The organism is Asanoa sp. WMMD1127 (assembly GCF_029626225.1).
Classification (GTDB): Bacteria; Actinomycetota; Actinomycetes; order Mycobacteriales; family Micromonosporaceae; genus Asanoa.
This window is the reverse complement of record NZ_JARUBP010000001.1, coordinates 1,308,718-1,328,252: the sequence shown is the minus strand read 5'-3', so window position 1 is coordinate 1,328,252 and position 19,535 is coordinate 1,308,718. Positions and strand designations below refer to the sequence as shown.

The 19,535-nt window shown below is 71.7% G+C and carries 19 protein-coding genes; 14 read left to right on the top strand and 5 right to left on the bottom strand.

The annotated features are described in order from the left end of the window. Positions 1-12 precede the first annotated feature (12 nt). Together O7635_RS06540 and O7635_RS06535 are read left to right on the top strand one after the other, a co-directional pair. Positions 13-513 (top strand): hypothetical protein, encoded by a 501-nt coding sequence (locus O7635_RS06540; protein ID WP_278079517.1) that lies wholly within the window; start codon positions 13-15, stop codon positions 511-513. Next, entirely contained in the window at positions 510-1,154 is a 645-nt protein-coding gene (locus tag O7635_RS06535) for a 2'-5' RNA ligase family protein (RefSeq protein WP_278079516.1), read from the top strand. The genes O7635_RS06540 and O7635_RS06535 overlap by 4 nt, the downstream gene beginning before the upstream one ends. A 282-nt stretch (positions 1,155-1,436) precedes the next feature. Here O7635_RS06535 and O7635_RS06530 read toward each other — a convergent pair whose 3' ends face one another. The 4 genes from O7635_RS06530 to O7635_RS06515 all read right to left on the bottom strand — a co-directional run bounded on the left by O7635_RS06530 (position 1,437) and on the right by O7635_RS06515 (position 5,981). Further along, positions 1,437-2,423, bottom strand: coding sequence for an aldo/keto reductase (locus O7635_RS06530; RefSeq protein ID WP_278079515.1), 987 nt, complete (start codon positions 2,421-2,423; stop codon positions 1,437-1,439). A 37-nt stretch (positions 2,424-2,460) separates the two neighbouring features. Next, positions 2,461-3,498, bottom strand: a complete 1,038-nt coding sequence (gene sepH, locus O7635_RS06525; protein WP_278079514.1) for a septation protein SepH — start codon at positions 3,496-3,498, stop codon at positions 2,461-2,463. 125 nt (positions 3,499-3,623) lie between these two features. Beyond that, complete coding sequence (serC, locus tag O7635_RS06520; protein WP_278079513.1) at positions 3,624-4,751, bottom strand: phosphoserine transaminase; 1,128 nt, start codon at positions 4,749-4,751, stop codon at positions 3,624-3,626. Positions 4,752-4,877: 126 nt separating this feature from the next. After that, positions 4,878-5,981, bottom strand: a complete 1,104-nt coding sequence (locus tag O7635_RS06515) for a citrate synthase 2 (protein ID WP_278079512.1) — start codon at positions 5,979-5,981, stop codon at positions 4,878-4,880. A 202-nt stretch (positions 5,982-6,183) separates the two neighbouring features. Here O7635_RS06515 and pdxH point away from each other — a divergent pair, with 202 nt between their 5' ends. The 7 genes from pdxH (at position 6,184) to O7635_RS06480 (ending at position 12,031) form a co-directional block, all read left to right on the top strand. Then, on the top strand, positions 6,184-6,810 hold the full coding sequence (pdxH, locus tag O7635_RS06510; RefSeq protein WP_278085381.1) for a pyridoxamine 5'-phosphate oxidase: 627 nt from the start codon (positions 6,184-6,186) through the stop codon (positions 6,808-6,810). Next, a complete protein-coding gene (locus O7635_RS06505; protein WP_278079511.1) occupies positions 6,807-8,117 on the top strand; it encodes an MFS transporter in 1,311 nt (436 codons plus the stop codon). The genes pdxH and O7635_RS06505 overlap by 4 nt, the downstream gene beginning before the upstream one ends. Next, positions 8,114-9,043 (top strand): aldose 1-epimerase family protein, encoded by a 930-nt coding sequence (locus O7635_RS06500; RefSeq protein WP_278079510.1) that lies wholly within the window; start codon positions 8,114-8,116, stop codon positions 9,041-9,043. Before O7635_RS06505 ends, O7635_RS06500 begins: the two co-directional genes overlap by 4 nt. A 34-nt stretch (positions 9,044-9,077) precedes the next feature. Continuing rightward, positions 9,078-9,677 (top strand): nitroreductase family protein, encoded by a 600-nt coding sequence (locus O7635_RS06495; RefSeq protein WP_278079509.1) that lies wholly within the window; start codon positions 9,078-9,080, stop codon positions 9,675-9,677. 82 nt (positions 9,678-9,759) lie between these two features. Then, positions 9,760-10,059, top strand: coding sequence for a type II toxin-antitoxin system VapB family antitoxin (locus O7635_RS06490; protein ID WP_203707577.1), 300 nt, complete (start codon positions 9,760-9,762; stop codon positions 10,057-10,059). 10 nt (positions 10,060-10,069) lie between these two features. Beyond that, positions 10,070-11,239 (top strand): acyl-CoA dehydrogenase family protein, encoded by a 1,170-nt coding sequence (locus O7635_RS06485; protein WP_278079508.1) that lies wholly within the window; start codon positions 10,070-10,072, stop codon positions 11,237-11,239. A gap of 51 nt (positions 11,240-11,290) precedes the next feature. Next, positions 11,291-12,031: a DUF4230 domain-containing protein gene (locus O7635_RS06480; RefSeq protein ID WP_278079507.1), complete on the top strand. Its 741-nt coding sequence runs from the start codon at positions 11,291-11,293 to the stop codon at positions 12,029-12,031. Positions 12,032-12,082: 51 nt separating this feature from the next. On the opposite strand, the gene O7635_RS06475 is transcribed toward O7635_RS06480, so the two are convergent. Beyond that, a complete protein-coding gene (locus O7635_RS06475; RefSeq protein ID WP_278079506.1) occupies positions 12,083-12,286 on the bottom strand; it encodes a PspC domain-containing protein in 204 nt (67 codons plus the stop codon). 163 nt (positions 12,287-12,449) lie between these two features. Between O7635_RS06475 and O7635_RS06470 the strand changes: the two genes are divergently transcribed. The 5 genes from O7635_RS06470 (at position 12,450) to O7635_RS06450 (ending at position 19,535) form a co-directional block, all read left to right on the top strand. Beyond that, complete coding sequence (locus O7635_RS06470) at positions 12,450-13,817, top strand: L-serine ammonia-lyase (RefSeq protein ID WP_278079505.1); 1,368 nt, start codon at positions 12,450-12,452, stop codon at positions 13,815-13,817. A 189-nt stretch (positions 13,818-14,006) separates the two neighbouring features. Continuing rightward, positions 14,007-14,825, top strand: a complete 819-nt coding sequence (locus O7635_RS06465; RefSeq protein ID WP_278079504.1) for an ABC transporter permease — start codon at positions 14,007-14,009, stop codon at positions 14,823-14,825. Next, on the top strand, positions 14,825-15,571 hold the full coding sequence (locus O7635_RS06460) for an ABC transporter ATP-binding protein (protein ID WP_278079503.1): 747 nt from the start codon (positions 14,825-14,827) through the stop codon (positions 15,569-15,571). The genes O7635_RS06465 and O7635_RS06460 overlap by 1 nt, the downstream gene beginning before the upstream one ends. Next, complete coding sequence (locus O7635_RS06455) at positions 15,568-17,376, top strand: DUF5941 domain-containing protein (RefSeq protein WP_278079502.1); 1,809 nt, start codon at positions 15,568-15,570, stop codon at positions 17,374-17,376. The genes O7635_RS06460 and O7635_RS06455 overlap by 4 nt, the downstream gene beginning before the upstream one ends. Beyond that, positions 17,343-19,535 carry a bifunctional glycosyltransferase/CDP-glycerol:glycerophosphate glycerophosphotransferase gene (locus tag O7635_RS06450; RefSeq protein ID WP_278079501.1) on the top strand — a complete coding sequence of 731 codons (2,193 nt, stop codon included), beginning with the start codon at positions 17,343-17,345 and terminating at the stop codon, positions 19,533-19,535. Before O7635_RS06455 ends, O7635_RS06450 begins: the two co-directional genes overlap by 34 nt.

The window sequence follows — 19,535 nt, the reverse complement described above, 5'->3', positions numbered from 1 at the left end:
TAGCGTCGAAGAGTGGCGATCCCGCACACCCTCGTGCTGGCGGTGGCGATCCTGACGCTTCTGTGTCTGCCCGCCATCGTCGCCGCGATCGTCTGCGCCGACGAACTGTTCGAGCGGGCCGCCCGCGCCGTCCGCGAAGCCCGCTTGGTCCGCCGCGAACGCCGCGACATCAACCGCCTCGACCGCTCGATGGGCCCGGTCGCCGCCGAGATCGAGCTCGCCGACCCCGGCGAGCCGGACCGCCCGGCCATCGAGCAGATCGCCGCCGACCTCGACCGCCTCGGCCGCCAACGACTCGGCGTCGCGCAGCGCTCCCAGGTCTGGCAGACCGCGGTGCTGCGGGCCTATGACGAGCAGCTCCGCCTGGCCTGCGGCTGCCTGTCGGTCGAGGAGCACCTGACCGAGCTGGTCGGCGTCGACCTCGAGATCGAGCGAGTCCGGGTCGAGGGCGAGCTGCAGGCCGCGGGAATGACGCTGCCGACCGCGGACGCCGAGCGCCGCGAGCAGCGGTGAGGCTGTTCGTCGCCGCCTACCCGCCCGAGGAAGCGGTGGCTGACCTGGCCGCGTTCGTGCGCGGCCTGCGAATCGGGACGGCCGAGGTCAACACCCGGCTGGCGCGCCCGGAGACCTATCACCTGACGCTGGCCTTCCTGGGCGATGTGGCCGACGAGCGCCTCACGGACGTCGAGGAGGCGGTCGGGCGGGGCGTGGAGCGCTATTTCCAGCAAGTGGCCACGGCGGCCCGTCGCGCGGAGCGTCGGACCGCGTCGACCGGCCACGGCGCCCAATGCGCGGCGACTGACCCCAAATCCCCACCTGAGTTGGCGCTGTCCGGCGGTGGTCGGTTCGGCCGGGGCGCGTTCACGCTGATGTGGATCGGCGTGACCGGCGACATCGAGCCGATGCGGACGTTGCACAGTGCACTGCGGCGAGAGCTGAAGAGAGCGCGCTTCCCCTACGACGAGCGACCATGGAAGCCGCACCTGACGATCGCCAGACCGGGAAACCGCATCCCGCGCGCGGACCTGGACCACGACCGGGACGCCCTCAACGCCTACAAAGGCCCGACCTGGCCGGTCCGCGAACTCTTCCTGATGCGCAGCCATCTGGGTCCGAACCCGACCTATGAACGCCTGACAAACTGGCTGCTCTAAGGCGGACCTTGGTGCCCTTGACTGTGTCCGACGAGGAGATTCCTGAGGAGGACCGGGGTTCGGGGCAGAGCCCCGAGAACGTTGGGGGCGCTGCCCCCAACCCCCCGACCCGGACTGCAGAGACCCACGTAGGGAAGGGCGGGCGGGTCCCCTTGCCGGCCTTCGCGAAAAGCAATCAAGGTTTCCGGCCGGCGACAAGGTCGTTCGTCCGTTGGGCGCTCCACCTTGTCACCGGCCGGAAACCTTGATCACCGGGCTACGCCCGGCAAGGGGACCCGCCCTTTACCAAGCCCAGGCTTCTGGAGCTGGACCACCCTTGCCCTGGGCTGGGAAGAGCTCGTCCAGCTTCGCCAGGGTCTTCTTGTCCAGTTCGACCTCGACTGCTGCCGCTGCTGAGTCGAGTTGTTGCATCGTCCGTGGCCCGATGATCGGGGCCGTGACGCCCGGGCGTGAGAGCAACCACGCCAGGGCGACTTCGCTTGGGTCGTGGCCCAGGTCGGCGCAGAGTTTCTCGTAGGCCTCGATCGACTCGCGGTAGTTTTCCAGGTCTTCCGCCGCGCGCCCTTCCTTCCCGCGGCTGGCCTGGCCCGCGGCCATCTTGCGGAGCACGCCGCTGAGCAGGCCGCCGTGCAGCGGCGACCAGGGGATGATGCCGATGCCGTAGTGCTGCGCCGCGGGTATGAGCTCGAGCTCTGGCCCGCGCGCCACCAGGTTGTAGAGGCATTGTTCCGAGACCAGGCCGAAGAAGTTGCGGCGCGCTGCCGACTCCTGGGCCTGGGCCAGGTGCCAGCCGGCGAAGTTGGACGATCCGACGTAGACGACCTTGCCCTGGGCGACCAAGGTCTCCATCGCCTGCCAGATCTCCTCCCACGGCGTCGTGCGGGAGACGTGGTGCATCTGGTAGAGGTCGATCGTGTCGGTCTGCAGGCGGCGCAGCGAGTCCTCGCAGGCCCGCACGATGTGCCGGGCCGACAGGCCCTGCTCGTTGGGCCATTCGCCCATGCGGCCGTAGACCTTGGTGGCGAGCACGACCTTGTCGCGGCGGCCGCCGCCCTGGGCCAGCCAGCGGCCGATGATCTGCTCGGTGACGCCTTCGCCCAGCTTCCAGCCGTAGACGTTGGCGGTGTCGAAGAAGTTGACGCCGAGGTCGAGCGCGCGGTCCATGATGGCGAAGCTGTCGGCCTCGTTGGTCTCCGGGCCGAAGTTCATCGTGCCCAGGCAGAGCCGGCTCACCTTCAGGCCCGTGCGGCCCAGGTTCGTGTATTCCATGAAGCCCACCCTGCCACCGGTGGGCGGCGGGCGAAACTCAGGAGGACTCGCGCTGCGGCGCGCTGCCGAAGAGCACGTCGTCCCAACTCGGCAGGCGCTTGCGCGGCTTGCCCGCCGGGTCGTTCTGCTCGGTGCCGCCGTTGCCGGCGGTGCGCCGCGGGCGGAGCACCGCGAGCGACGGCACGGCCGGGACCTCCTTGGGGAGGTCGGCGTCGTCGTCGAACGCCGAACCGGCGCCGCCACCGAGCAGCGCGGCCGCGCCACCGCGGCGCGGCTCGGACGGGCCCGCGTCGAGGCCGCGGCCGGGCGGGGTGAGCGGGCGGTCGAGCGAGGCGAGCAGGGCGTCGCGGCCGGCGCGGATCGCGTCGCGTGGGGCTCGGGGCTCGGTCGGAGCGGACGGCAGGCCGTGGCCGCCGCGGGCCGGCTCCGTGCGGGACGGGCCGGGCAGCGCGTGGCCGCCGCGTTCGGGCGTCACCGGCTCCTGGCCGAGCAGCGGCTGCGGGCGCTCGGTGCACAGGTATTGCGCCATGTCGTCGTGTGGGGTGACGACCTGGCGGGCCCGGTCGAGGTCCCACATGGCCTGGGCGGTGGCCTTGCCGGACGGCCAGGTGGCGACGATGCGCCACGTGCCGTCGTCGCGGCGGTAGGCGTCCCAGGAGATCTTCTCGGCGTCGATGCCGTGCTGGCCCAGCCGGGCGTCGACCACCTCGGCCAGGGGCGCGCCCTTCTCGGACGTCTTCAGGCGGGTGCGTCGGGCGTGCTGGGCGAGCATCGCCCGCTCCTGGAGCACCGGGCCGGCGTAGCGCAGCACGCGGTCGACCGGCACACCGGCGATGCGGGCGACCTCGTCGGCCGAGTCGCCGCTGCGGATGCGGGCCTGGATGTCGCGTGGAGAAAGGGACGGCGCCTGGTCACCGAAGTGGCCGGCTCCGCTGACCGCCGCGGACGCGGTGTCGCCGTGCAGCACACCGTTGATCCGCTCGTCGAGTGGGAGCGCCAGGAGGCGGCCCACCTCGTCGGCGAGCACCATTGCCTGGCCGTCCTCGGAGAGGGCGACGAAGCGTACAGGCCGCATCGCGTTGCCTCCGTCCCGCTGAGCTGGCCGACGATCCCGACCACAGTCGAGACGCTTCGCCACACGGTAGCCCACTACCACCCCGGCGCACCGCTAGGCACGCCGGGGTGTCGGGCGAAGAAACGTTAGAGCCGCTCGAGAACGTAGTCGATCGAGGCGGTCAGGGCCTCGACGTCGGAGGGCTCGATGGCCGGGAAGAGCGCCACCCGCAGCTGGTTGCGGCCGAGCTTGCGGTAGGGCTCCGTGTCGACGATGCCGCTGGCCCGCAGCGCCTTGGCGATGGCGCCGGCGTCGACCTCGTCCACGAAGTCGATCGTGGCGACCACGTTGGAGCGCAGGCCGGGGTCCGACACGAACGGGGTGGCCACCGACGAGCGCTCGGCCCAGCCGTAGATCACGCCGGCGCTCTCCGCGGTGCGCTTGGCCGCCCAGGAGAGGCCGCCGTGCGCGTTCATCCAGTCGGTCTGCTCGGCGGCCAGGAAGATCGTGGCCAGGGCCGGCGTGTTGTAGGTCTGCTCGAGGCGCGAGTTGTCGATCGCCGTCACCAGGTCGAGGAACGCCGGGATGTAGCGGCCCGACTGCTTGACCTCCTGCGCCCGGGCCAGCGCGGCCGGCGACATGAGGGCGATCCACAGGCCGCCGTCGGAGGCGAACGCCTTCTGCGGCGCGAAGTAGTAGACGTCGGCCTCGCGCGGGTCGACCTCAAGCCCGCCGGCGCCGGAGGTGGCGTCGACCAGCAGGAGCGCGCCCGGGTCGGCGCCGGGGACCCGCCTGATCGGCACGGCGACGCCGGTCGAGGTCTCGTTGTGGGGCGTGCCGTAGACGTCGACACCGGCCTCGGCGACCAGGCCCGGCGCGCTGCCCGGCTCGGCCTTGCGCACGGTCGGGTCCGAGAGGAACGGCGCGGCCTTGGCCGAGGCGGCGAACTTGGCGCCGAACTCGCCGAAGCTGGCAAACTGGGCCTTGTCCTGGATGAGGCCGAACGTCGCGACCTCCCAGAAGGCGGTCGTGCCGCCGTTCGAGATGATCACCTCGTAGCCCTCGGGCAGCGCGAAGAACTGGGCGATGCCTTCGCGGAGGCGCTTGACCTGGTCGCGGACCGTCTTCTGCCGGTGGGACGTGCCGAGGTAACTCGTGGCGACCTGGCTGAGGGCGGAGACCGCCTCCGGCCGAACCTTGGACGGGCCGCAGCCGAACCGTCCGTCGGCGGGCTTGATCTCGTCAGGAATCCGGATGCTGGTCACGTCAGCCACGAATAGATCCTTTGGTCGCGCACGGGATGGAAAGCCGGCGGCGCTGCCGAACTTTCATACTTTCATCCCAACGACCGCCCACGCCCCGCAGTCTCATGACCCAGGGCGTGAGCCCACCCACACCGGTCACTCGTGCGGTATCTGGTCCCAGCCTTCGACCTCGGTGGGCTTGCGCGGGCCCGGGCCGACGTAGTTGGCCGACGGGCGGACCAGCCGCTGCAGCGCCTTCTGCTCCATGATGTGCGCGCTCCAGCCGGCGGTGCGGGCGCAGGTGAACATCGAGGTGAACATGTGCGGCGGCACCTCGGCGAAGTCCAGCACCACGGCCGACCAGAACTCGACGTTGGTGGCCAGCACCCGGTCGGGCCGGCGGGCCTGCAGCTCTTCGAGGGCGGCCTTCTCCAGCGCCTCGGCCACCTCGAAGCGCGGCGCGCCGAGCTCCTTGGCGGTGCGCCGCAGCACGCGGGCGCGCGGGTCCTCGGCCCGGTAGACGCGGTGCCCGAAGCCCATCAGCCGCTCGCCGCGGTCGAGTACGCCCTTGACGTAGCCCTCCGCGTCGCCGCTGCGCTCGACGGCCTCGATCATCCCGAGTACGCGCGACGGCGCGCCGCCGTGCAGCGGGCCGGACAGCGCCCCGATGCCGGAGGAGATGCAGGCCGCGGCGTCGGCGCCGGTCGAGGCGACCACCCGGCAGGTGAAGGTGGAGGCGTTCATGCCGTGCTCGGCGGCCGAGATGAAGTAGGCGTCGACGGCCTTGACGTGCCGCGGGTCCGGGTCGCCGCGCCAGCGCTTCATGAACCGCTCGACGATCGTGGCCGCCTTGTCGATCTCCTTCTGCGGCACGGCCGGCAGGCCCAGCCCGCGGGCCGACTGCGCGACGAAGGACAGCGCGGTCACCGACACCCGGGCCAGGTCCTCGCGGGCCTGGGCGTCGTTGATGTCGAGCAGCTGCGACAGCCCCCAGTACGGCGCGAGCATCGCCACCGCCGACTGCACGTCGACCCGGATGTCGCCCGAGTGCACCGGCACCGGGAACGGCTCGGCCGGCGGCAGCCCGGGCCCGAACCGGCCGTCGACGAGCAACGCCCACACGTTGCCGAAGCTGACCTGGCCGATGAGATCTTCGATGTCGACACCGCGGTAGCGCAGCGCGCCACCTTCCTTGTCGGGCTCGGCGATCGTGGTCTCGAAGGCGACGACGCCCTCCAACCCCGGCTTGAAGTCGGACATTTCGCCCTCCCGCCTATGCGCCCCGCAACATTTCGGCGCCTTAGCTACCACTCAGGTTTCGTATTCGTGTCATCTTGCCTGCTGGGTCTCCGCGTGCGCGAGCACAGCCCGCAACTCGGAGCGCCGCCGAACACCGCATATCACCGCTTAACGCGTGCACGAGGATGAGGACGTGACCGGAGACACACCCGACCTGGCGCGCATGCGCCGGGACTACGCCACCCAAGGGCTGGACGTCGCCGACCTCGCGCCGGGCTGGCCGGAGCAGTTCGACCGGTGGTTCGCCGACGCCATGACGGCGCAGCTGCCCGAGCCCAACGCGATGGTGCTCTCGACCGCCGACACGAGCGGGCGGCCGAGCTCGCGGACCGTGCTGCTCAAGGGCGTCGATGCGCGCGGCTTCGTGTTCTACACCAACTACGAGTCGCGCAAGGGCGGTGAGCTGCGGGCCAACCCGTACGCCGCGCTGCTCTTCCCCTGGCACCCGATCATGCGGCAGGTCGCCGTGCGGGGCGAGGTCGTCGAGGTCGACCGGGTGGAGACGGAGACCTACTTCGCGAGCCGGCCGCGCCCCTCGCAGATCGCGGCGTGGGCGAGCCCACAGTCCCGGGTGCTGCCGGACCGCGAAGCGCTCGACGAGCGGTACGCGGCCACCGAGCGCCGGTTCCCCGAGGAGTCGGCCATCCCGGCGCCGCCGCACTGGGGCGGCCTGCGGGTGGTGCCCGAGACGGTCGAGTTCTGGCAGGGGCGAGGAGGCCGGCTGCACGACCGGCTGCGTTACCGTCGGACCGACCAAGGAGAGTGGATCATCGAACGCCTGGCACCGTGACCGACGCCCCTGACAAGCCGCGCCGCCGCTGGGCCATCGACCTCCGACCGCTCGCCACGCCCAGCTACCGCCGGATGTGGCTCGGCACCGCCTTCTCCAACTACGGCTACCAGTTCACCGCCGTGGCCGTGCCCGTCGAGATGTACGCGCTGACCGAGAAGTCGCTCTGGGTGGGCCTGCTCGGCATCGCGGCGCTCGTACCCCTGCTGGTCTTCGGGCTCTGGGGTGGCGCGCTGGCCGACGCGATGGACCGCCGCCGGCTGCTGATCGCGGGCTCCCTGGTGATGTGGCTGGGCACCCTCGGCTTCCTGGTGCAGTCGCTGGCGCAGTGGGACAACCCGTGGCTGCTGCTGGTCTTCACCGCCGTGCAGTCGTGCGCGTTCGCGGTGACCAACCCGACGCGCAACGCGATCATCCCGCGGCTGGTGCCGGCCAACCTCGTGCCCTCCGCGAACACGCTCTCGTTCACGACCGGCGAGGCCGCCGTGGTGCTCGGCCCGCTCAGCGTCGGCGTGATCCTCGCGAGCTGGGACCTGCACACCGCGCTGCCCATCGCGTACGGCGTCGACGCGCTGCTGTTCACCGTCGGCCTGTGGTCGACCCTGCGGCTGCCGCCGATCCCGCCCGCGGCCGGCCAGGCGGTCACGGCCGGGCTGCGCAGCGTGGTCGAGGGCTTCCGCTACCTGGCCGGTGCGCCGGTGCTCCTGCTCTCCTTCGCCATCGACATCATCGCGATGACGATCGCCATGCCGCGGGCGCTTTTCCCCGAGATCTCGGCCGAGCGGTTCGGTGGTGGGGCGGCGGTCGGCTGGCTGTTCAGCGCGATCGCGATCGGCTCGGTGCTCGGCGGGCTCACCTCCGGCTGGATCGGCCGGGTCCGGCGGCAAGGCCTGGCGCTGGTCGGCGCGGTCGTCGCCTGGGGCGCGCTGGTCGGCCTGGCCGGCTTCGCGCACAGCCTGTGGCTGATGGTGGTGGTGCTGGCCCTGGCCGGCGCGGCCGACCTGGTCAGCGCCGTCTTCCGGCACTCGATCCTGCTGGTCTACGCGCCCGACCACCTGCGCGGCCGGCTGCAGGGCGTGATGACCGTCGTGGTCGCCGGCGGGCCGCGGCTGGGCGACCTGCGGGCCGGCGGCACCGCCGCGATCTGGGGCGCCGGGGTCGCGTTCAGCGGTGGCGGGTTCGTCGCGGCGGGCCTCGCGATCGCGCTCGCGCTGGTCTTCCCGGCGCTCACCCGCTATCGCAGCCCGGACCCCGAGCCGGACCCGCGGCCCGCCGCCGCGCCGGAACCGATATCGTCCGGCCCATGACCAACCGCACCGCCCCGCCCAAGTCCGGAACACAGTGGACGATCGCCGCCGACGGCCAGGAGGCCGTCGTGGTGGAGGTCGGCGGTGGGCTGCGCGCCTATCGCGCCGGCGGGGTCGACTACCTCGACGGGTACGCCGAGGACGAGCTGCCACCGGGCAGCTCGGGCCAGATCCTGGCGCCGTGGCCGAGCCGGATCCGCGACGGCCGCTACACCTTCGCCGGCGAGGCGCAGCAGCTGCCGATCACCGAGCCCGCCCGGCACAACGCCATCCACGGCCTGGTCGCCTGGCAGCGCTGGCGGCTGGTCGAGCACACCGACAGCGCGGTGCTGGTCGAGTGCGACCTGCCGGCCCAGGTCGGCTACCCGTGGCAGCTCAACCTGCGCACCCGCTACAGCCTCGGCCCGGACGGGCTGCGCATCGACCACGAGGTGACCAACATCGGGGCCGACGCCGCGCCGTTCGGCCTGGCCGCCCACCCGTACTTCCGGCTGCCCGGCACCGCCCTCGACGACCTCATGGTGACCGTGCCGGGCCGCAGCCGGGTGCTCTTCGACGCCCGCCTGCTCCCGATCGGCGCGGCCAAGGTCAGCGGTGGCGACCACGACTTCACCGTGCCGCGGCGGCTCGGCGCCCAGGTGCTCGACAACGCGTTCGGCGACCTCGACCGTGACCCGGACGGCACCTCGGCGGTGGTCATCTCCGACGGCGACCGGACGCTGCGGGTGTGGGCCGGCGAGCAGTTCAAGTGGTGGGTGGTGTTCACCTCCGACACGCTGCACGGCGACCGCCACCGGCGGGCCATGGCGATCGAGCCGCAGACCTGCCCGCCGGACGCGTTCCGGTCGGGCCACGACGTCGTCGTGCTGGCGCCGGGCGACACCTGGTCGGCGAGCTGGGGGGTCCAGGTCTCGCGGGCCGGCTGATAGGTTGCTCAACCAGCCAGCGGGGAGGCTTGGGATGGAGTTCGGCGACGTCGTGCGCAAGCGGCGGATGGTGCGCAACTACGACCCCGACCGGCCGGTGCCGCCCGCCGTCGTCGACCGCCTGCTCGACCACGCGATCCGCGCGCCGTCGGCGGGCTTCTCCCAGGGCTGGGGCTTCCTGGTGCTCGACGAGCCGGCCGACCGCGACGCGTTCTGGGCCGCCACGACCCCGGACGGCTGGGCGCCCACCGGCTGGCTCGCGGGCATGCGCCGGGCGCCGCTGATCGTGGTGCCGCACTCCAACCGGTCCGCCTACCTCGACCGTTACGCCGAGCCAGACAAGGGCTGGACCGACCGCGACCCGGGCCGCTGGCCGGTGCCGTACTGGGACATCGACACGGGCATGGCGGCGCTGCTGATGCTGCTCACGGCCGTTGACGAGGGGCTCGGCGCCTGCTTCTTCGGTATCCCCGGGCAATGCGTCGACACCTACCGCGCGGCCTTCGACGTGCCCGCGGAAATGACTCCGATCGGGGCAGTTACGGTCGGCTACCGGGCACCCGATCGGCGGTCGCCGTCACTGAAAAGAGGCCGGCGTCCTGTTGATCAGGTGGTGCACCGGGGACGCTGGTGATCGGCCAGGAGCCTTATCGTTGCGCGGGTCGATAGGCTGAGCCAGCTGGCGGAGCGCCACCTAGCCGAGAGAGGAGCGGCGCGTGATCTTCAAGTCGGTGCGTGACGGCCGCCCCTACCCGGAGCACGGCTTGACCCTCAAGCAGTGGTCGGAGATCCCGCCGCGGCCGCTGCGGCTCGACCAGCTCATCACCACCAAGCGCGAGCTCGCCCTCGACAAGCTGCTGGCCGAGGACTCGACGTTCTACGGCGACCTGTTCCCGCACGTCGTGCAGTGGCACGGCGGCCTTTATCTCGAGGACGGCCTGCACCGGGCGCTGCGGGCGGCGCTCCAGCAGCGCAACCAGATCCACGCCCGGGTGCTGGTGCTGCCCACCGAATAGGGTGAGCGGCATGGACCGCGTCGCCCCGCTGGAACTGCTGGACCTCGACGGCAATCTTTCCGCCGACGACCGCGACATGCGCGCCGTCGTGCGTCAGGTGGTCGACGAGCGCGTCCGGCCGCACGTCGCCACCTGGTACGAGGAGGGCCGCGTGCCGGTCCGCGAGCTGGCCGCCGAGTTCGGCAAGCTCGGCCTGCTCGGCATGCACCTGACCGGCTACGGCTGCGCCGGGGCCAGCGCCACCGCGTACGGCCTGGCCTGCCTGGAGCTCGAGGCCGGTGACTCGGGCGTCCGCTCGCTGGTCTCCGTGCAGGGTTCGCTGGCCATGTTCGCGATCCACCGCTACGGCTCCGAGGAGCAGCGGCAGCGGTGGCTCCCGCCGATGGCGACCGGCGAGGCGATCGGCTGTTTCGGCCTGACCGAGCCCGACCACGGCTCCGACCCGGCCGGGATGACCACCCGGGCCCGCCGCGACGGCACCGACTGGATGCTGACCGGCGGCAAGATGTGGATCACCAACGCGCCGGTCGCCGACGTGGCCGTGGTCTGGGCCCGCACCGACGAGGGCATCCGCGGGTTCGCGGTGCCGATGGACACGCCCGGGGTCACGGCCCGGGAGATCAAGCACAAGATGTCGCTGCGCGCCTCGTCGACCGGCGAGATCGTGCTCGACGACGTGCGGCTGCCCGGCGACGCCCAGCTGCCCGGCGCCGAAGGGCTCAAGGCCCCGCTGTCGTGCCTCACCGAGGCGCGCTTCGGCATCGTCTGGGGCGCGCTCGGCGCGGCCCGCGACTGCCTCGAGACGGCGATCGCCTACGCGGTCGACCGCGAGCAGTTCGGCCGCCCGATCGCCGGCTTCCAGCTCACCCAGGCCAAGCTCGCCGACATGGCGGTGGAGCTGCAGAAGGGTTACCTGCTGGCGCTGCATCTGGGCGCGCTGGCCGACGCCGGCCGGCTGCGGCCGGAGCAGGTCAGCGTCGGCAAGCTCAACAACGTGCGCGAGGCCATCGCCATCGCCCGGCAGTGCCGCACGATCCTCGGCGCCAACGGGATCAGCGGCGAGTACCCGGTGCTGCGGCACGCCAACAACCTCGAGAGCGTGCTCACCTACGAGGGCACGAGCGAGGTGCACCAGCTGGTCGTCGGCCAGAAGTTGACAGGGGTGTCCGCCTTCGTTTAGCGGTGGCGGCCATCGGGGAAACTGTTCGCAGAAGGACGGTGAGGTGGACATATGACCGAGACGGAGCCCACCCGCGAGTACCCCGAGGTCAACACCAGGACCGACGAGCGACAGCCCGCCGATCCGGCCTACGACCAGGAGCCGAGCCGGCCACCCCGGTGGCGCGGTCTCATCTGGCTGGCCGCGATCGTCGTCGTGCTGGTCGCCGGCGGCTTCGCGCTCAAGGCGGCCGACCTGCTGCCGAACTGGCGCAACCCGTTCGCCCAGGAGACGACCGACCGCAGCCAGCCGCCACTGCTCAAGTCGATCCAGGACCTGAGCCGCTACGTCGCGGCGGAAGGCAACTTCCAGGTCATCGTCGACAAGCAGACGAGCCGCGACAACATCCCCGAGTTCCTGCTCAACGAGCGCACCTTGTTCGTCGGGGTGGGCACGGTCGAGGCCTACGTCGACTTCGGCCAGCTGGCCGAGGGCGCGATCGTCGAGTCGCCCGACGGCAAGTCGGTCGAGGTCAAGCTGCCCGCGCCGCAGCTCGGCGAGGTCAACCTCAACACGCAGGACAGCTACGTCTTCGCCGAGGAGCGCGGGCTGGCCAACCGGTTGGGTGACCTGATCAAGCGCGACCCCAACCAGCAGCAGGAGATCTACACGCTCGCCGAAGAGAAGATCAAGGCGGCCGCGGTCGACAGCGGCCTGCAGGAGCGGGCCCGGGCCAACACCAAGACGATGCTCGAGGGCATGCTCCGCTCCCTCGGCTACACGACCGTCACCATCACCTACACGACGCCGTGACGACGCGAAGGGGGCCCCGCGTCGATGCGGGGCCCCCTTCGCCGTTGTCGGTCAGGCGTGCGCGGGGTAGCGGCGCTCGTCGGGCATCAGGACCCAGAGCACGATGTACGCGAGCACCTGCGGGCCCGGCAGCAGGCAGGAGATCAAGAACAGCAGGCGCATCGTGTTGGGGCGCATCCCGAAGCGGCGGGCGAGGCCGCTGCACACGCCGGCGATCCATCGGTCGTCACGGGGGCGAACGAGTCTGGCGCTCATCTGTAAGTCCCTTTCCCGTCAATCGGTCCTGATACAACGGTAGAAACAGGCAGCCAGGCCGCCCTCGGTCCGTGGAGGGATTCCGGCCACCCGCTTCCCGTAGGGATTACCCCGATTGCGCGCGTATGCTCGCCCGCGGCGGCAGGGAGAATGGAGCACCCCGGTGATCAGCGCTTTCGACCTGTTCTCGGTCGGTATCGGACCGTCGAGTTCGCACACGGTCGGCCCCATGCGGGCGGCGCGCACGTTCGTGGCCGGCCTGGCCGGCGACGACCTGCTGCGGGACACCGCCCGGGTCCGGGCCGAGCTGTTCGGCTCGCTCGGCGCCACCGGCCACGGGCACGGCAGCGACCGGGCCGTCGTGCTCGGCCTGGCCGGCGAGACGCCCGAAGAGGTCGACACCGACGCGGTGCCCAAGCTGATCACGCGTACCGCCGAAGGCCGGCGGCTGGCCCTGCTCGGCCGGCACGAGGTCGACTTCGACCCGGCGGAGGACGTGGTCCTGCACCGCCGCCGCTCCCTGCCCTACCACCCCAACGGCATGACGTTCGCGGCCTTCGACGCGGCCGGTGGGACGCTGCGCGAGCGCACCTACTACTCGGTCGGCGGCGGGTTCGTCGTCGACGAGGAGGCGGCCGGCGCCGACCGGATCAAGCCGGACACGACCCCGGTCCGCTACCCGTTCAGCACCGGCGCGGAGCTGCTGGCCCGCACGGCCGAGGCCGGTGGCTCGATCTCCGACGTGATGCTCGCCAACGAGCTGTCGTGGCGCACCGAGCAGGAGGTACGCGTTGGCCTGCTGGACATCTGGCGGGTCATGCGCGAGTGCGTCGAGCGCGGCTGCGAGCGGGACGGCACGCTGCCCGGCGGGCTCAAGGTCCGCCGCCGGGCCGCCGAGCTGCACCGCAAGCTCCGCTCCGAGCTGGCCGGGGACCCGTTGCGGGTGATGGACTGGGTGACCCTTTTCGCGCTGGCCGTCAACGAGGAGAACGCGGCCGGCGGCCGGGTCGTCACCGCGCCCACCAACGGCGCCGCCGGCATCATCCCGGCCGTTCTGCACTACTACACCCGGTTCGTGCCCGAGGCGACCGCCGACGGTGTGGTCCGGTTCCTGCTGGCCGCCGCGGCGATCGGCGTGCTCTTCAAGGAGAACGCCTCGATCTCCGGCGCCGAGGTCGGTTGCCAGGGCGAGGTCGGCTCGGCCTGCTCGATGGCCGCCGCCGGCCTGGCCGAGGCGCTGGGCGGCACGCCGGAGCAGGTGGAGAATGCCGCCGAGATCGGCATGGAGCACAACCTGGGCCTGACCTGCGACCCGGTGGGCGGTCTCGTGCAGATCCCGTGCATCGAGCGCAACGCCGTGGCCAGCATCAAGGCGATCACCGCGGCCCGGCTCGCGCTGCGCGGCGACGGTGTGCACCACGTCTCGCTGGACAAGGTCATCAAGACCATGCGGGAGACCGGCGCGGACATGAAGGTCAAATACAAGGAAACGGCCCGGGGCGGTCTGGCGGTCAACGTCATCGAATGCTGATCTTGGCCACCGGCGTACCGCTGCGGTTCTGAGACAGTTTTACTGGCTGCTAACCTATGGCGCGTCAGCGGCCCGCGTCGGCGTTCGCAGCCGCCGCGACGCGCGCGTCGCTATGGCAGCCCGCGCAGACGTTCGCAGCTGACCGCCGATGGGTTGCTCATCGGGTGAGAAACGCAGGTGGAGGCGGCTGTGACATCGAGCGTGGTGACGTTGTGGGAAAACCGCAACGCCTTGGGGCTGCTGGTCCGACGCGATCTCGCGGTGAAATACCAGCAGTCCTTCCTTGGTTACCTGTGGTCACTGATCGAGCCGCTCGGCGTCGCCGCGATCTACTGGTTCGTCTTCGGTGTCCTCTACGGCACGGGTTCCGACCGCCATCTCGGTGACGCGAACAACTCGTACCCGCTGTTCCTCATCACCGGGATTTTCGCCTGGTCGTGGGCGAACGCCGCGATGGGCGAGGCGACCAGCGCGCTCACCGGCCAGGCCCGCTTGATCACCACGATGAAGGTGGCCCGCCAGGTCTTCCCGATCGGTCGGGTGCTCGGCCGGTTCGCCGAGTTCCTCGCCGGCCTGCCGATCCTGATCATCCTGGCCATCGTCTTCGGCGAGCTGCACTTCGACTGGCAGCTCCTCGCGCTGCCCCTCGCGGTGATCATGCAGACCGTCTTCCTGACCGGCCTGGCGCTGCTGCTCTCGTCGCTCAACGTGCTGCTCCGCGACGTCGAGAAGCTGATGCGGCTCGGCCTGCGGGTGCTGTTCTACGCGACGCCGATCATCTATCCGTTGGCCATGGTCCGCAACGCGGACATGCCCGGCTGGGTCAAGGACGCCTACGAGCTCAACCCGCTGGTCGGCATCATGGAGCTCTACCACGCCGTCTGGTACCCGGAGATGTTCCCGAGCGCCCCGCTGCTCGCCGTCACCACCGGTGTCAGCCTCGTCCTGTTGGTCGGCGGCTGGTGGGTGTTCCGCCGCCTCGAACCCGCCGTGCTCAAGGAGCTGTGATGACCACCCCGATCATCGAGGCCGAGGGCCTCGGCGTGCGGTTCGTCCGCAACCGGCGGCGGCAGCTGCGGATCCGCGAGATGTTCATCCACCGCGGCGGGCGCCAGCCCAACCCGGGCGAGTTCTGGCCCCTGCGCGATGTCAACTTCCAGGTCAACGCCGGTGACGCGCTCGGCATCATCGGCCGCAACGGCACGGGCAAGAGCACGCTGCTGCGGCTGATCGCCGGCGTGCTGATCCCCGACGAGGGCCGGATCACCGTGCGGGGCCGGGTCGCGCCGCTGCTCGAGCTCTCCGCGGGCTTCTCCAACGACCTCACCGGCCGGGAGAACGTGCACCTGGTCGGCTCGCTGCACGGCCTGTCCGGCAACTTCCTGAAGAAGCACTTCGACGAGATCGTCGACTTCGCCGGCGACCAGGTGAGCAAGGCGATCGACACCCCGGTGCGGCACTACTCGTCGGGCATGAAGGTCCGGCTCGGCTTCTCGGTGATCGCCCAGCTGACCCACCCGATCCTGCTGGTCGACGAGGTCATGGCCGTCGGTGACGCCGAGTTCCGCAAGAAGTGCTACGCCACCATCGAGCGGCTGCTCGCCGAGGGCCGCACGCTGGTGCTGGTCTCGCACAACGAGCCCGACCTGACCCGGTTCTGCAACCGGGGCCTCTACTTCAACGAGGGCAAGCTGATCACGGACGGCACCGTGCACGACGCCCTCGACGCCTACAACTCGGTGGTCCGCGCGTGACCGTAGCCGTCCTCCTGCCGGGTCCCGATCCGGCGCTGACGGATCGGCTCGCCACGCAACTCCGCGCCGCCGGCGCCCGCGAGGTCCGGGACACGCTCCCGGCCGACCTCGCGGAGCCGGTGTTGATCTGCTCCGGTGACCTCGTCGCCCACGACGCGGTGATCCGGCACGTGGCCACCGCGCCGGGCGCCGGCACGGTCGCGCTGGCGCTGGCCGACGGTCCGGGGGAGCCCGTCCGGGAGGAGCGCGGCCAGCTCGTGCCCGGGCAGCCGACCGGGGTCTTCGGCGGGCTGGTCCGGGTCGGCGTCGCCGACCTGCCGGCGCTGGCCGGCGCGCCCACGGGTCCGGTGATCGCCGACCTGCTGGCGGCCGGCGCCACGGTGAGCGCGCAGCGGGTGCGCCTGCTGGTGGCCCGCCGCGTCGCGGACCCCGCGGAGATCCCCGCCGCGCTGGCGGCCGTGGCCGCGGTCGACTCCGACCGGGCCGAGCTGCGGCTCGCGGTCAAGGAGCAGGACGACTTCTTCACCAGCTATTTCGTCAGCCCGTGGTCGCCGCACGTCACCCGGCTGGCGGCCCGGATGCGGCTGACGCCGAGCCAGGTCACCGCGGTGTCGGTGGTGGTCGTCGCGGCCGCCGCCGCGCTGTTCGCCTACGGCGGCGGGCGGCCGGCCTGGCTGCTCGGCGGCATCCTGCTCTACCTCGGCTTCGTGCTCGACTGCGTCGACGGTCAGTTGGCCCGCTACACGCGCAACTTCAGCGTGTTCGGCGGCTGGCTCGACACGATCGCCGACCGCGCGAAGGAGTATCTCGTCTACGCCGGCCTCGCGGTCGGGGCCGAGGCCGCCGGGCTGACCGGCGCGTGGCCGCTGGCCATCGCCGCGATCGCCCTGCAGACCGTGCGGCACATGACCGACACCTGGTACGGCACCCTGCACGACGTGGCGGCCCGGCAGCCGGTGGCGACCGCCGCCGCGAGCGGCGGTGGCGTGGCCGGCCGGCTCGGCGCCGTCTCGGCCCGGGTCCGGGGCGACACGGGCTCGCCGGCCTACTGGCTCAAGCGCACCGCGGCGTTCCCGATCGGCGAGCGGTGGGCGGCCATGGCGCTGCTCGGCGCGCTGTTCGGGCCGCGGATCGCGCTGATCGGCGTGCTGGCCGGGATCGTGCTGGCGTTCGCCTACACGTTGGCGTTGCGTACCCTGCGCGCCCGTGGCATGCGGGTCTCGGCGTTCGCCGGTGTCGCGGCCGCCGAGCAGCGCGACGACGGCCCGATCGCGCGCCTGCTGGGCCACGCCCGCGTCGCCCGTCCGCTGGCCGGCGCGGCCGCCGGGGTGCTGGTCGGCGCGCTGTTCCTGGCCGGCGCCTACGCCGGGCTGGGCGGTGCCGACCTGCGCGCGGTGACGCTGAGCGCCGCCGTCGCCCTGCTGGTCGGGGCGCTGCCGTCCGCCGCGCCGCACGACCGGCCACTGGACTTCCTGGTCCCGGCCGCCCTGCGGGCCGCGGAATACCTCTTCGTGATCGCCGTCGGCGTCGGCTTCGACGTGCCGGCCTGGGGCACGTTCCTGCTGCTGTTCGCGCTCGCGCTCTGGCACTACGACCTCACCGCCAAGCTGGAGAAACGCGAGGCGGGCGGCTGGCTGCACCGGTGGGGTCTGGGCTGGGACGGCCGGGTGCTGGTGCTCGGTCTCGGCTGTGCTTTCGGGCAGGCTTCAGCCACGACGGTTACGATCGCTGCTTACCTGTTGTTTACCTTCGTGTTGGGCAGTGTGATCTGGTGGCGGAATCGGGCGGCGGCGGCAGCCCTTTGATCAGCTTCATCGTTCCGGTCTTCAACGTCCGTTCCTACCTGCGGCAATGCCTCGACTCCATCCTCGCGGACCAGTCGGTCCCGATCGAGTTGATCGCGATCGACGACAAGTCGACCGACGGCAGCGCCGACATCCTCGCCGAGTACGCGGCCCGCGACCCCCGGGTCACCGTGCTGACCGTGGAGCACAACGCCGGCCAGGGCCCGGCCCGCAACCGGGGCCTCTCCGTCGCCACCGGTGACTACGTCTGGTTCGTCGACAGCGACGACTACCTGTCGGACGGCATCGTGGCCGCGGTGGCCGCCCGGATCGCCCACGTCGACCCCGACGTCGTCGTGGTCGACCACGTGCGCGAGCACTGGGACGGCACGATCGACCGGTCGCAGAACCGCTTCGCGGCGGCGCCCGAGGTGTTCGTGCTGCACGAGTGGCCGCAGGCGATCGAGATCCTGCACACCCCATGGAACAAGATCATTCGGCGCTCGTTGCTGCTGGCCACCGGCTTCGAGTTCAAGACCGGCTGGTACGAGGACGTCCCGTTCACCTACCGCGTGCTGATGGCGGCCGACCGGATCACCCTGCTCGACCAGGTCGGCGTGCACTACCGGCAGCGGCGGGTCGGCGCGGCCACCCGTACGGTCGGCGAGGGGCACTTCGCGATCTTCACGAACTGGGCCGAGGTCTTCGACACGTTCGACGACAGCCGTCCCGGCGCCGAGCAACTGCGCGCTCTGCTGTTCCGCCGCATGCTCTGGCACTTCCTGATCGTCCGCGGCAACGACGACCGGCTGCCCGACGAGATGCGCGGGCGGTTCTTCGCCGAGATGACCGCCCACTACCACCGCTACCTGCCGCCCGGTGGCTACCCGGTGCCCGGCGGCATGGACGGGATCAAGCACCGCCTGGTGGCCGGCGGCCGGCACCGGACGTTCCAGGCGCTGCGCTTCGGCTTCCGCCGCGCCCAGGACGCCAAGGCGACCAGCGCCGTCGCGGTCCGCACCGCCCGCCGGGGCAAGAAGGCCGCCCGGCTCGGTCGGGCCGCGGCGCTGCGTGCCTACTACCACGCCGAGCTGCGCCGGCCGCGTGATCCGCACCTGGCGCTCTTCGCGGCCTACTGGTACCGCGGCTACGCCTGCAACCCCGCCGCGATCTACGAGAAGGCCAAGGAGCTGGCGCCGGGCGTACGCGGGGTCTGGGTGGTCCGCCGCGACAAGGTCGACACGTTACCGCCGGGTGTGCCGTACGTGATCGCCGGCACCCGCGCCTATTTCCAGGCCCTGGCCCAGGCGACGTATTTGGTCAACAACGTCAACTGGCCCAACTACGTGGTCAAGCGCGAGGGCGCCACGCACGTGATGACCCACCACGGCACCCCGCTCAAGGTGATGGGGCTCGACCAGCGCGACTACCCGGGCGGCGTGCAGGACCCGGACTTCGCCGGCCAGATGCGCCGCGCCGACCGCTGGGACTACAGCATCACCGCCAACGCGTTCACCACGCAGATGTGGGAGCGCGCGTACCCGTGCCACTACCGCACGCTGGAGACCGGCTACCCGCGCAACGACCGGCTCGCGCTGGCCACCCCGGACGAGGTGGCGGCGGTCCGCGAGAAGCTGGGCATCGAGCCGGGCCAGCGGGTCGTGCTCTACGCGGCGACGCACCGGGAGCACCTGCCCGGCTACCACCCGCCGTTCGACCCAGAGCGGGTGCGGGCGGCGGCCGGGTCGGCTGCCGTGCTGCTGATGCGCAGCCACTACTTCCACGACCGGTCCGGCGCCGCCCCGGATCCGGTGGACCTGCCCGGCGTGCGGGACGTCTCGGCGTACCCGTCGGTGGAGGACCTCTACCTGGCCGCCGACGTGTTGGTCACCGACTACTCGTCGGTCATGTTCGACTACGCCGTGCTCGACCGGCCGATCGTGATCTACGCGCCGGACTGGGACGCGTACCGGATGATCCGCGGTGTCTACTTCGACGTCGTCGCCGAGCCGCCGGGCGCGGTCGCGCTGACGCTCGACGACTTGCTCGACACGTTCCGTTCGGGTGCGTTCGACAACGACGCCGCGACCAAGGCCCGGGCCGAGTTCCGCCGCAAGTTCTGCTCGCTCGAAGACGGCCGCGCCGCCGCACGCGTGGTCGAGACGGTCTTCCGGGGCTGA

Bases quoted from the DNA above. Each gene is read 5' to 3' on its own strand.
- O7635_RS06515 (WP_278079512.1), bottom strand. From the start codon at position 5,981: ATGTCCGACTTCAAGCCGGGGTTGGAGGGCGTCGTCGCCTTCGAGACC.
- O7635_RS06530 (WP_278079515.1), bottom strand. From the start codon at position 2,423: ATGGAATACACGAACCTGGGCCGCACGGGCCTGAAGGTGAGCCGGCTC.
- sepH (WP_278079514.1), bottom strand. From the start codon at position 3,498: ATGCGGCCTGTACGCTTCGTCGCCCTCTCCGAGGACGGCCAGGCAATG.
- O7635_RS06500 (WP_278079510.1), top strand. From the start codon at position 8,114: ATGACCAACCGCACCGCCCCGCCCAAGTCCGGAACACAGTGGACGATC.
- O7635_RS06480 (WP_278079507.1), top strand. From the start codon at position 11,291: ATGACCGAGACGGAGCCCACCCGCGAGTACCCCGAGGTCAACACCAGG.
- O7635_RS06495 (WP_278079509.1), top strand. From the start codon at position 9,078: ATGGAGTTCGGCGACGTCGTGCGCAAGCGGCGGATGGTGCGCAACTAC.
- pdxH (WP_278085381.1), top strand. From the start codon at position 6,184: ATGCGCCGGGACTACGCCACCCAAGGGCTGGACGTCGCCGACCTCGCG.
- O7635_RS06460 (WP_278079503.1), top strand. From the start codon at position 14,825: ATGACCACCCCGATCATCGAGGCCGAGGGCCTCGGCGTGCGGTTCGTC.
- O7635_RS06475 (WP_278079506.1), bottom strand. From the start codon at position 12,286: ATGAGCGCCAGACTCGTTCGCCCCCGTGACGACCGATGGATCGCCGGC.
- O7635_RS06485 (WP_278079508.1), top strand. From the start codon at position 10,070: ATGGACCGCGTCGCCCCGCTGGAACTGCTGGACCTCGACGGCAATCTT.